Genomic DNA, 11,068 nt, shown 5'->3' on the forward strand with positions numbered 1-11,068 from the left:
ATGGAGGGTACATTTCATGATCGAAATCGAAAAGCCAAAAATAGAAACCGTAGCATTAAGTGAAGACGGCGCTTATGGAAGATTTATCATAGAGCCGTTGGAGCGTGGCTATGGTACAACATTAGGTAACTCACTACGTCGTATCTTACTGTCCTCTTTACCCGGGGCTGCAGTAACCTCTGTCCAAATCGATGGCGTTTTGCATGAGTTTTCAACGATTCCAGGCGTGCTTGAGGATGTTACGGAAATTATCCTTAACCTAAAAGGACTTTCGTTGAAAATTCACTCCGACGAGGAGAAAGTGCTTGAAATTGATGCAGAAGGAGAAGGTAATATTACTGCGGCTGATATCCGCGGTGATAGCGATGTGGAGATTCTTAACCCGGATCTGCATATTGCGACCTTATCTCCCGATGCACGTCTTCACATGAGAATTCATGCGGGCAGAGGACGCGGTTACGTCCAATCGGACAAAAATAAGCATGAAGAGCAACCAATTGGTGTGATTCCAATTGATTCGATCTACACGCCTATTACCCGAGTGAACTACAGTATTGAAAATACTCGCGTCGGCCAAGTGACGAACTATGATAAGTTGACCCTCGAAGTGTGGACCGATGGAAGTATCAGGCCAGAAGAAGCCGTGAGCTTGGGCGCCAAAATCTTAACTGAACATTTGAATTTGTTCGTCGGCTTGACGGATGAAGCGAAAGATGCTGAGATTATGGTGGAGAAAGAAGAAGATAAGAAAGAGAAAGTTCTGGAGATGACTATCGAGGAACTGGATCTATCTGTTCGTTCTTACAACTGCCTCAAGCGTGCAGGGATCAACACCGTACAAGAGCTTATTACCAAAACAGAAGAAGACATGATGAAAGTTCGGAACTTAGGTCGCAAATCGCTTGAAGAAGTTCAAGAAAAGCTCGAAGAGCTTGGTTTGGGTCTTCGTACCGAGGAATAGTCTTGTTAGAAGGAGGTTAATTCAATGAACTACAGGAAGTTGAACCGCGATTCCAGTAATCGTAAAGCATTATTCCGTGATCTGGTTACAGATTTGTTCATACATGAACGCATTCAAACTACAGAAGCAAAAGCAAAAGAAATTCGTTCCATCGCTGAGAAGTTAATCACTCTTGCGAAACGCGGAGATCTTCATGCACGCCGTCAGGTTGCTGCTTTTGTTCGTAGAGAAGCTGCTAACGAGAATCAAGATGCGATTCAAAAACTTTTCTCCGATTTGGCTACTCGTTACTCCGAGCGTCCAGGTGGATACACTCGTATCCTTAAACTGGGACCACGCCGCGGTGACGCAGCACCAATGGTATACCTAGAGCTAGTAGATCGCGCATAAAGACGGATGGGAAAGGGTGGACGGAATCATAGATTCTGGTGAAGCCCTTTTTTTGCAGTCTAGGCGCGTTCCTCTTGTGTGAGCTTAGCGTTAGCTAACCACGGAGATAGGAAGGATGACTCATGGAGGAACAAGCCTTGAGAAATCTACGTTTTACCATTAGCTATGATGGCACGGCCTATTCGGGGTATCAGATACAACCCAAAGCAGATACGGTTCAGTATCGTTTGGAGCAAGCTGTAAGGATGTTGACGGGTGAGTCGGTGAAAGTCATCTCATCCGGCCGTACAGATGCCGGTGTACATGCGAGAGCACAAGTTATTAATTTCACCACGAACTCCAAGATCCCAGTGGAACGTTGGTGTTTAGCTCTAAATGCTCGATTGCCAAGGGATATCGTCGCACATACCGCGGAAGAGGTCCCTCCTTCCTTTCATTCTCGCAAAGCCGCGAAACGCAAGACATATTGTTATACGATTCGCTCGGCGCGCTTCCCTGATGTCTTTCACCGCAATTTTGAATACCATCACCCTACGCATTTAAATGTGGAAGCCATGAGAGAGGCGCTCCCTTGCTTGCTAGGAGAGCATGATTTCACTTCTTTTTGTACGGTGAGAACAGATAAGGAAGACAAGGTGAGAACTCTCTACGAGGTTCGTATGGAGACTGAAACCGATGAGATGATGTCGACGGACAAGGTCGCAAGAATCCGTCTGATTGTGACGGGGAACGGCTTCCTGTATAACATGGTTAGGATCATCGTAGGAACGCTGATACAGATTGGTGAAGGCAAGAGAACAAGCAGTGACATGCTGCGTATTCTTGAAGCCAGAGATCGAGCTGAAGCAGGGCCTACGGCCGAAGCTATGGGATTAACGCTATGGTGGGTTGAGTATTAAAAAGCCGAAAACACTACTTGATTCTTATCGAATCTTCGTGTAAAATATAACTTGGCGTTTCGTGATCGGCTACCCCACAGCCCCTGATCCTTAATTGCCATGAATACCATCCATCGCTAATGTAATTTAACCATAATAATAATGTAATTGAGATATATTTTTAGGAGGATTCAGCATGCGCACGACATATATGGCGAAGCCAAATGAAGTAGAGCGTAAATGGTACATTGTTGACGCTGCAGGCCAAACACTTGGCCGTCTTGCAAGTGAAGTTGCTAGCATTATCCGCGGTAAGCACAAACCGGAGTTCACTCCACACGTAGATACTGGTGATTTCGTAGTAGTTATCAATGCTTCCCAAATTAAGCTTACTGGTAAAAAAATGCAAAACAAAATGTACTACCGTCACTCTTTGTACCAAGGTGGTTTGAAAGTGACTTCCGCTCAGGACCTGCTGAACAGCAAACCTGATCGCATGATCGAATTTGCCGTACACGGTATGCTTCCTAAGAACCGTCTTGGCGATAGCTTGAAAACTAAGCTTAAAGTATACGGTGGAGCAGAACACCCACATCTAGCACAACAACCAGAAGTTTGGAATCTTCGCGGTTAATATAAGGAGGAACGTTTCGTGGCACAAGTTCAATATTATGGAACGGGTCGTCGTAAACATTCGGTAGCGCGTGTGCGCCTTGTACCGGGTGAAGGACGCATCATTATCAACAAACGTGAACTAGATGAGTATTTCGGTCTAGAAACTTTGAAACTTATCGTTAAACAACCTTTGGCATTGACAGAAACTGTCGGTAAATACGATGTTCTGGTTCTTGCTAATGGTGGTGGAATCAGCGGACAAGCTGGAGCAATCCGTCATGGTATCTCCCGCGCTTTGTTGAAAGCTGATCCGGAATACCGTGGATCCTTGAAAAAAGCAGGATTCCTAACACGTGATTCCCGTATGAAAGAGCGTAAAAAATATGGATTGAAAGCCGCTCGTCGCGCTCCTCAATTCTCCAAACGTTAAGATCTTGCGCCTTTGGCGCTACAAAGAAACCTTTCTGGCTGCATGCTAGAAAGGTTTTTTTATGCTTTCATAAAGGTTTTATTCTTTTCATTGAAAAGTATTCTCATTTAAAGGTTAATTCGATACCGAATCTGAAGTATATTTCCGAAATTTGATAAAGTTAATACCAAAATGATGAAAAGTAATTGACAGGAAAAAGAACTCAGCTATAATAAAATTATAAATCATAGAATATTACTCGGAATTAATGATGGAGGTAAATTGACAATGAATCTTTTTGAGAAGGAAGCCTTTGTAACGAAAGCGGCTGAGGAATTCGAGAACCAGTCACCGGAAGCGGTTTTGAAATTAGCCGTTGAAACGTTCTCTAGCTTAACGCTTGCTTGCAGTTTTGGTGCGGAAGATGTTGTGCTTGTGGATATGCTTCAAAAAATTAATCCAAACGTAGATATTTTCTACCTGGATACGAATGTTCATTTTCCTGAAACATATGATACTAGAGATCGTTTAGAGCAGCACTACGGTACAAAGTTCGTTCAAGTCTTGCCGAAACTTACACTTGAGGAGCAAGCGGAGAAGTTCGGCGATGAGCTCTGGAAAAACGATGCGAACCAATGCTGCAATATCCGTAAAGTTGATCCTCTAACGGATATTCTCAAGAATTATGACGCTTGGATCACTGGAATCCGCCGCGATCAAGCGCCGACTCGTGCAAATGCTAAGAAAGTGGAGTACGACGTGAAATTTGGCCTTATCAAGTTCAATCCATTGGCTGGCTGGACTTCCGAAGATGTATGGAATTATATTCGCGAGAACGATGTGATTTATAATCCGCTGCATGACCGTAACTACCCGAGCATCGGCTGCACACACTGCACACGTCAAGTAGCAGAGGGCGAAGATCCGCGCGCGGGTCGTTGGGCAAACATCGAGAAAACAGAATGCGGACTTCATAAATAAATTTATGGAGGTGCAACGTAATGACTACGATCGAACCGCATGGAGGCGAACTTGTCAATCGCCTAGTTCCGGCAGAACGAAGAGAAGAACTTCTCAAACGCGCGGTCTCATTGAAACAAATTCGTGTAAGTTCATGGACGATTTCTGATTTGGATCTTATCGCAGTAGGTGCATTTTCCCCGCTAACCGGTTTTCTTGATGAGGCAAACTACAAGTCTGTGGTAGAAACGATGCGTCTTGTGGACGGAACAGTTTGGAGCATACCAATTACGTTGTCCATTGCTCCGGAAATTGCTTCTACCATTACAATCGGTGAACAGGTTGCCCTTGTGGGTGAAGAAGATGGCGTTGCGTATGCCATCCTGGATGCGATGAGCATCTACACAGTTGACCAAGCGAATGAGGCAGTTAAGGTATTTAAAACCGACGATATGGCACACCCTGGCGTAGATAAATTGTTCTCCCGTTCATCTACGTATATCGGTGGGCCTATTCGATTGCTGAACCGTCCTAAGCCTGAGAAGTTTGAAGAATTCTACTTTGATCCTTCAGAAACGCGCCGAATTTTTGCGGAGAAGGGCTGGCGAACGGTTGTGGGCTTCCAAACACGTAATCCGGTTCACCGTGCGCATGAATACATTCAGAAATCAGCTATGGAAATTGTGGATGCTCTATTCCTCAACCCGCTTGTTGGCGAGACGAAATCCGATGACATTTCCGCTGATGTTCGGATGCGAAGCTATCTTGTTCTGCTTGAGAATTATTATCCGCAGGATCGTACCTTCCTTGGGGTTTATCCGGCTGCTATGCGTTATGCAGGCCCTCGTGAGGCGATTTTGCATGCGATTGTTCGTAGGAACTATGGTTGTACCCATTTTATCGTAGGACGCGACCACGCGGGCGTAGGCGATTATTATGGCACGTATGAAGCTCAACAGATTTTCAGCCATTTTACAGCAGAGGAGATCGGGATCACCCCGTTGTTCTTCGAACACAGCTTCTTCTGCACAAAGTGCGGCAACATGGCGTCAAGCAAAACTTGTCCGCATGAGAAGTCACAGCATCTGCACCTCTCCGGTACGAAGGTTCGCGGATTGCTTAGAGGCGGTGAGTGTCCTCCTCCGGAGTTTACTCGCCCAGAGGTCGCTCAAGTTCTGATTGAAGGCCTGAGAGACCCCGAATATCAAGTCTAAGCAAGGTATATTTGTCCACCCTGTCCCATATAGATGTTACAGAGTCTATGGGGAACAGAGGTGGATTTTTTATGCGCAAAAGGAAGAAGCGGTTGGTCGTTTGGCTAACTTTTCACAGTAGTCTTAAGTTAGCGCTTTCGGCTTTGCTGGTTGCACTAGTTGTTTTTATTTATGCCTATGAGCTTCCAGCGACGAAAACTTGGTCAGATTGGACATTACCTCTATCGGGTAAAACGATCGCTTTGGATGCTGGGCACGGAGGCCCGGACGGCGGTGCTTCCAGTAAAGAAGGCGTAATTGAGAAAGATATCAATTTAGCGATCACTTTGCAATTACGCGACTATTTGCAGCAAGCCGGGGCCCTCGTCGTGATGACTAGAGAAACAGATACGGATCTGGCAGACGCCGGAACGAAAGGCTACAGTAAAAGGAAAACGGAAGATCTACACAATCGCGCAGACATGATCAATGATAAAAAAGCGGATATGTTTCTGAGCGTACATTTGAACAGTATTCCATCGCCAAAATGGAAAGGCGCACAAACGTTCTACTACACGAATAATCCAAACAATCCGAATCTCGCTGCGTTAATTCAGCTCGAGTTGAAAAGAAATTTGGAGAATACGGATCGTGTCGCCAAACCGGCAGACAAAACGGTGTACTTGCTAAAAACGTTAAAAATTCCAAGTGCCCTGGTAGAAGTAGGTTTTCTATCAAATCCAGAGGAAGCCAGGTTGCTTGCTGATGAAAAATACCAGAAGAAGGTCGCTGCCTCCATCTACCAAGGTGTTCTTAGATTTTATGCCGGGGAGAAAGTGGGTTCTGAATCATAATGTGATATAATAAAGGCCACTAATATAATTTCGATCTCTGAATAAAGGTGAGTGGCTATGATAAATAAAGATCAGCTATTGGAAGCATTGAAACCTCTGCAAGAGCCTCGATATAACAAAAGTATTGTGGAGCTCAATTTAGTTCGAGATATTTTAATTAAAGAGGAAAGTGTCTCGCTAAGCTTGATTGTGGCAGCAGAAGATGAGACGTTCAAAGAAACTGCGAAGACTTTTATTCGAGAAACGATAGAACAGTTGGGAGCGCCGCAAGTTCATATTCGCTTCAGACAAATGACGGATTATGAGCGCAATCAAATCGAAGAACTGCATAAACCAGATGCAGAAGCGTCTAAGCAGACTAAGCCTGTCCAGCCTCCGATTGACCAACCAATCCTGGGAGAAGCCTCCAAAGTGCAATTTATCGCTGTTGCGAGCGGCAAGGGCGGCGTAGGCAAATCGACTGTGACTGTTAATTTAGCTGTCGCTTTAGCTCGTCAAGGCAAGAAAGTAGGCATCATCGATGCCGATATTTACGGGTTCAGCATCCCGGATATGATGGGGATCGAAGAGCAGCCTAAGCTTGTCGATAATGTGATCATGCCGGTGGAGAGATTTGATGTTAAAGTGATATCTATGGGCTTCTTTGTACAAGATAATGCGCCGGTTATTTGGCGTGGCCCAATGCTTGGGAAAATGCTCCGCAATTTCTTCAACGAAGTGAATTGGGGGGACGTCGAATACATTCTTCTCGATCTTCCGCCAGGCACAGGAGACGTTGCGTTGGACGTACATCAGCTTATTCCTCAAAGTAAAGAAGTGATTGTCACTACGCCACATGCAACGGCAGCATTCGTAGCGGCTAGGGCAGGGGCGATGGCCATTCAAACGAACCACGAAGTTTTGGGGATTGTGGAGAACATGTCCTACTATGAATGCAAAGATTGCGGCAGCAAAGATTTCATATTTGGCAAAGGCGGCGGTGCTAGGCTGGCCGATGATCTGCATAGCGAGTTACTAGCTCAGATCCCGCTGGGAGCTCCTGATAATCATATTTCGGAAATAGATTATTCGCCATCCGTTTACAAGCAAGATTCCAAAACCGGACAAATCTATTTGGATATGGCCGCGAATATCATCGCAAAATTAGAAAAGTAAACAAAAGGGCTGTCGGAGAATACCTCCGTTAGCCCTTTTTGGTATGCTACTGTGAATCGGATGAGCCCGAATCTTTCTTTTTCTTATCCGAATCTTGGGAATCGCTTTTGTCGTCCTTCTGTTTGTCTTGTCCGCTGTCCCCTCCGCCGCCCCCACCACTGCTATCTTTCTTCTGGGCACTTTTTGCCGAAGGCATTTGATCAGATTTGCTTTGCTGAGCAATTGCAGATTTAAGAAGTTCAACCATATGGGCACGGAATAGAGGGCTTTGAATTGAGTCCTCCATAACCGTCTGCATTTGCTGACGATAAGGAGCTGTTTTCATAACATCCAGAACCATCTTTTCGTAATCAGGGTTTTTCATCACATCAACGAGTGATTTCTGATATTCAGGATCTTTTAAAAGTTCCTTGTACATTTGCTTTGTCTCTTTTTGAATAGCTTTCGCAAAGTCGCCGGCAAATTTAGGATCTTTCATCATTTCCGTGAGAAACTGATTATTTTCTTTTGCCGTTAGAACATCTTTGACAGCCATTTGCAGCTGCAAGGATTCATTAGCAGAAAGCAATTTAATCTGTGATTGTCCGGCTACCCCGGCCGCCCCCACGTCACCATTCATGATGCTGCGATTGGCCGCGCTGATCGCTTTTTTACCATCTTCCGACTTTAAAATATCAAGAATCATCGTCTTTTGTTCTTTATACGTATTGGCTTGTGATTGACCTTGTGATGATTTATCAGAACCGCACGAAGAAAGAAGTAAAGCGAGCGTAATGAGCGGCAGAAACATCATCGGGCTTAACCTTCTTATTATCATGAGAACATGCTCCCTTCCCTAGCTTAGTAATGTTAGTATGCGTGGTTAGGGGCAGAATATAAGGTCAAATCATTGGCTTTTTATCTCAATCGTTGTACAATTAGCTATTAGAGTGAATGATGGAGGGAATACACGTGACGCTGCGCAAATGGTTTCATTTATTTTGGACAACATTACTATTAGGGATGGTTGTATCTATAGCGATTGGGCTTATTTTACAATTTTCCGATAAAGAATTTTCTGTTATGGGCTTATCTGCAGTTGGCTTTAATGTGGTAAATATGCTGCTCGGGGGAGCGACGATTAGCGTATTAAGTCAAATGGGCTTTTTTGCCTATCTGATTGTCAGATTTATAGCGGCCGGCATTATTAAATCCAAGACAGTTTGGGATCTTTTGCAATTAACGATTGTTATTGTCGTGCTGATTGACCTTGTATATCTTAGAATGACGAATTTTGAGGGAGATGGCTCCGTATTTAGTTACTCCGTCTTGCCGCTTCTCATATTGATCATTTCTTTAGGGGTTGCTTATTGGAAAGTTAGACTGACAAATCGCAATGCCTTTATCCCAACATTGTTCTTTATGTGTGCTGTATCCGTGTTGGAAGCCGTACCTGCATTAAAGCTGGACAATGCCGCTTCAAGTTTATTTATGTTAGCTCCGCTGCTCGTTTGCAATGCATGGCAAATTTTGATTTTACATAAAATATTGGATAACAAAAAGAGCTAATTCGATTAGCTCTTTTTTAGTGGATATTAATTGAACTGCTTCATTGCGCGGTCTTCGACAGGGGCAGTTTCCACTTCGGTTTGTTTAATCAGCTCGCTCACTGTGACGAATTCGTACCCTTTGGCTCTCAATTGATCAATAATAACGGGTAAGGCTTCATGCGTTTGTTGGGAAGAATCGCTGGCATGCAGCAAGACAATATCTCCAGGGTGTGCTTTCGTCAGCACTCGGTTAATGATGGTATCAACGCCTTTATTGAGCCAATCCTGTGAATCTGTATCCCATTGAATAACGGAGTAGCCTAAATCATTGGCAATTCGCAGCACGCGTTTGTCGAAATCGCCATTGGGTAGACGGATAAGATTAGGCTCTTTTCCAATCAATTCAGTTAATATCCCATGCGCGGTCGTTATTTGTTTGCGTATTTCTTCATCGCTAAGCGTGCTGTAATTATCGTGTTTATTGCCGTGGCTGCCGATTTCAAAACCATCTTTCTTGATTTGCTCTACGATCTCAGGATGAGACTTGCTCCATGGCGAGGAGAGAAAAAAGGTTGCACTCTTTACGCCCTTATCTTTAAGAATCCTCAGGATCGGTTCTGCCCGCTTTTCTCCCCAAGAAATATCGAAGGTTAGCGCGATGACCTTTTTCTCTGTCTGTACGCTATAAATTGCTGAAGGCTCTGCATTGGAAAAGACAGATACATTGCTTTGCTCCGAATAGACAATAGCTGCTGCAAATACAATAGCAAGAGCAATGAATACATATTGCTTAAACTTCTTGGCGTTGAGTACAAAAAAATAGTTCATGTACAGCTAGTACCTCCTTATGCCTCACAAAAAGGTAAGGCTTGTATACTCTTTAATAAATAATGTATGCTCGTACACAATACTTATGCTTCCGAAATTGGAGGGAAACCAAATGACATTCAAACCGTTATTCCAGCATTTCAAAGAAATGAAACATTATTTCATCGTTGTTGTTTTAGTTTTTGGCGTTAGTTTTTATTTGGGTTGGGCGAACTCCGATCAATTTTCGCATTTTTTAGAAGGGCAGTTGCAAGGACTTAAGTCCATAAGCCAATCGCTTAGTAATAAAGAGAATCCGCAGCTATGGTTTTTCTTTATTATTTTTCTCAATAATGCGGTAAAATCTGTGGGCATCATTTTTCTGGGGCTGTTCTTTGGCGTACTGCCGCTCTTCATGTTAGTTGCAAACGGCATGATTCTTGGATATGTACTCTCTTTACAAACACATGAAAGTACATTGTCTATTGTGCTCAAAGGCATTCTTCCGCATGGCATTATCGAGATACCGGTTATTTTACTGGCTTGTGCATATGGGCTTAAACTCGGTATGTTGGTTTGGAAAAGCGCCGCGCAGCTGCTTGTACCTGCCGAAAAAAGAACGGCTTCTTCCGAATTGTTCAGAACTCTCCGTCTAACAAAGCCTCTTATACCGGTAATCGTTGTTCTTTTACTGTTAGCGGCAATCATTGAAAGTACTCTCACTTATTGGCTGGTTCATTTGTAAAAAAAATTCAATGACCTTGTCATAAAAATGGCAAAAACTGAGCATAACAGTAAAGCAGTAGGGCGGCAAACACATCTATGTAGTTGGCCGCTTCTTTTCAATCCTGCTAATAGTGCCATTAATCTCCACAGTCGAGAGGGGTTTGGATGGATGTATGCTCGGATTTTTGTTCAATGATCGGGAGTGCAGAGAATTAGATTATGTACTGCGCAAAGAGCTAGATGAGATGCTGTTCGATTTGAATGACAAAAGAATTGATCAAGAGATTAAAGGAGCCATAGAATCCAGATATAAAGTTATTTTCAGGATGTATGCTCGCTTAGCGACTCCCAAAGAAATTTCGAAATATGCCAGAAACCGTAATTACCAAGCTCAAAAAAAATAGGGGGTATGTTCTTGACTTACCCTCTTCTTATGTGGTATTTTATAACTCGCCCCTTTGAAATAAGGACAAGCAAGTCATTCAGGATAAACTCCCAAAAAGTTTTCGAAAAAAATACTTGCAATGTTCTGGGCCGATGTGGTATATTAAAAAAGTCGCCGCTAAACAGATGGCGATGAAGTTAGAAAGT

Annotated in this window: 14 protein-coding genes; 12 read left to right on the forward strand and 2 right to left on the reverse strand. The window is 43.7% G+C overall.

What is annotated here, in order from left to right; translation table 11 throughout:
* The first annotated feature begins 16 nt into the window (after positions 1–16).
* From GC097_RS11175 to salA, 9 genes are all read left to right on the forward strand, one after another.
* On the forward strand, positions 17–961 hold the full coding sequence (locus GC097_RS11175) for a DNA-directed RNA polymerase subunit alpha (protein ID WP_029196443.1): 945 nt from the start codon (positions 17–19) through the stop codon (positions 959–961).
* A gap of 24 nt (positions 962–985) precedes the next feature.
* The gene (gene rplQ, locus GC097_RS11180) at positions 986–1,351 is read left to right on the forward strand and encodes a 50S ribosomal protein L17 (protein WP_057304263.1); all 366 of its coding nucleotides are present in this window, start codon (positions 986–988) and stop codon (positions 1,349–1,351) included.
* 137 nt (positions 1,352–1,488) lie between these two features.
* Positions 1,489–2,250 (forward strand): tRNA pseudouridine(38-40) synthase TruA, encoded by a 762-nt coding sequence (gene truA / locus GC097_RS11185; protein ID WP_171683388.1) that lies wholly within the window; start codon positions 1,489–1,491, stop codon positions 2,248–2,250.
* A 175-nt stretch (positions 2,251–2,425) separates the two neighbouring features.
* Complete coding sequence (gene rplM / locus GC097_RS11190) at positions 2,426–2,863, forward strand: 50S ribosomal protein L13 (RefSeq protein WP_127457525.1); 438 nt, start codon at positions 2,426–2,428, stop codon at positions 2,861–2,863.
* Between the two features lie 18 nt (positions 2,864–2,881).
* Positions 2,882–3,274 carry a 30S ribosomal protein S9 gene (gene rpsI / locus GC097_RS11195; protein ID WP_171683389.1) on the forward strand — a complete coding sequence of 131 codons (393 nt, stop codon included), beginning with the start codon at positions 2,882–2,884 and terminating at the stop codon, positions 3,272–3,274.
* A gap of 267 nt (positions 3,275–3,541) precedes the next feature.
* A complete protein-coding gene (locus GC097_RS11200; protein ID WP_171683390.1) occupies positions 3,542–4,234 on the forward strand; it encodes a phosphoadenylyl-sulfate reductase in 693 nt (230 codons plus the stop codon).
* Positions 4,235–4,254: 20 nt separating this feature from the next.
* Positions 4,255–5,427 (forward strand): sulfate adenylyltransferase, encoded by a 1,173-nt coding sequence (sat, locus tag GC097_RS11205; protein ID WP_171683391.1) that lies wholly within the window; start codon positions 4,255–4,257, stop codon positions 5,425–5,427.
* Between the two features lie 71 nt (positions 5,428–5,498).
* Positions 5,499–6,260, forward strand: coding sequence for an N-acetylmuramoyl-L-alanine amidase CwlD (gene cwlD, locus GC097_RS11210; protein ID WP_171683392.1), 762 nt, complete (start codon positions 5,499–5,501; stop codon positions 6,258–6,260).
* A gap of 57 nt (positions 6,261–6,317) precedes the next feature.
* Positions 6,318–7,415: an iron-sulfur carrier protein/transcriptional regulator SalA gene (salA, locus tag GC097_RS11215; protein WP_171683393.1), complete on the forward strand. Its 1,098-nt coding sequence runs from the start codon at positions 6,318–6,320 to the stop codon at positions 7,413–7,415.
* A gap of 46 nt (positions 7,416–7,461) precedes the next feature.
* Here the strand turns inward: salA and gerD are convergent, their stop codons facing one another.
* Complete coding sequence (gerD, locus tag GC097_RS11220) at positions 7,462–8,208, reverse strand: spore germination lipoprotein GerD (protein ID WP_171683394.1); 747 nt, start codon at positions 8,206–8,208, stop codon at positions 7,462–7,464.
* Between the two features lie 158 nt (positions 8,209–8,366).
* Here gerD and GC097_RS11225 point away from each other — a divergent pair, with 158 nt between their 5' ends.
* A complete protein-coding gene (locus GC097_RS11225; protein ID WP_171683395.1) occupies positions 8,367–8,963 on the forward strand; it encodes a KinB-signaling pathway activation protein in 597 nt (198 codons plus the stop codon).
* 26 nt (positions 8,964–8,989) lie between these two features.
* Here GC097_RS11225 and pdaB read toward each other — a convergent pair whose 3' ends face one another.
* Entirely contained in the window at positions 8,990–9,772 is a 783-nt protein-coding gene (pdaB, locus tag GC097_RS11230) for a polysaccharide deacetylase family sporulation protein PdaB (RefSeq protein WP_171683396.1), read from the reverse strand.
* Between the two features lie 112 nt (positions 9,773–9,884).
* Between pdaB and GC097_RS11235 the strand changes: the two genes are divergently transcribed.
* Positions 9,885–10,496, forward strand: coding sequence for a stage II sporulation protein M (locus GC097_RS11235; RefSeq protein WP_171683397.1), 612 nt, complete (start codon positions 9,885–9,887; stop codon positions 10,494–10,496).
* Between the two features lie 154 nt (positions 10,497–10,650).
* Positions 10,651–10,881 (forward strand): hypothetical protein, encoded by a 231-nt coding sequence (locus GC097_RS11240; protein WP_090826664.1) that lies wholly within the window; start codon positions 10,651–10,653, stop codon positions 10,879–10,881.
* The last annotated feature ends 187 nt before the right edge of the window (positions 10,882–11,068 follow it).

The sequence above is a fragment of the Paenibacillus planticolens genome (genome assembly GCF_013141725.1).
Classification (GTDB): Bacteria; Bacillota; Bacilli; order Paenibacillales; family NBRC-103111; genus Paenibacillus_E; species Paenibacillus_E planticolens.

Coding starts and splice junctions, on each gene's coding strand:
- rplM (WP_127457525.1), top strand. CDS start 2,426: ATGCGCACGACATATATGGCGAAGCCAAATGAAGTAGAGCGTAAATGG.
- cwlD (WP_171683392.1), top strand. CDS start 5,499: ATGCGCAAAAGGAAGAAGCGGTTGGTCGTTTGGCTAACTTTTCACAGT.
- salA (WP_171683393.1), top strand. CDS start 6,318: ATGATAAATAAAGATCAGCTATTGGAAGCATTGAAACCTCTGCAAGAG.
- rplQ (WP_057304263.1), top strand. CDS start 986: ATGAACTACAGGAAGTTGAACCGCGATTCCAGTAATCGTAAAGCATTA.
- gerD (WP_171683394.1), bottom strand. CDS start 8,208: ATGATGTTTCTGCCGCTCATTACGCTCGCTTTACTTCTTTCTTCGTGC.
- GC097_RS11240 (WP_090826664.1), top strand. CDS start 10,651: ATGCTCGGATTTTTGTTCAATGATCGGGAGTGCAGAGAATTAGATTAT.
- sat (WP_171683391.1), top strand. CDS start 4,255: ATGACTACGATCGAACCGCATGGAGGCGAACTTGTCAATCGCCTAGTT.
- GC097_RS11175 (WP_029196443.1), top strand. CDS start 17: ATGATCGAAATCGAAAAGCCAAAAATAGAAACCGTAGCATTAAGTGAA.
- GC097_RS11200 (WP_171683390.1), top strand. CDS start 3,542: ATGAATCTTTTTGAGAAGGAAGCCTTTGTAACGAAAGCGGCTGAGGAA.
- pdaB (WP_171683396.1), bottom strand. CDS start 9,772: ATGAACTATTTTTTTGTACTCAACGCCAAGAAGTTTAAGCAATATGTA.
- GC097_RS11235 (WP_171683397.1), top strand. CDS start 9,885: ATGACATTCAAACCGTTATTCCAGCATTTCAAAGAAATGAAACATTAT.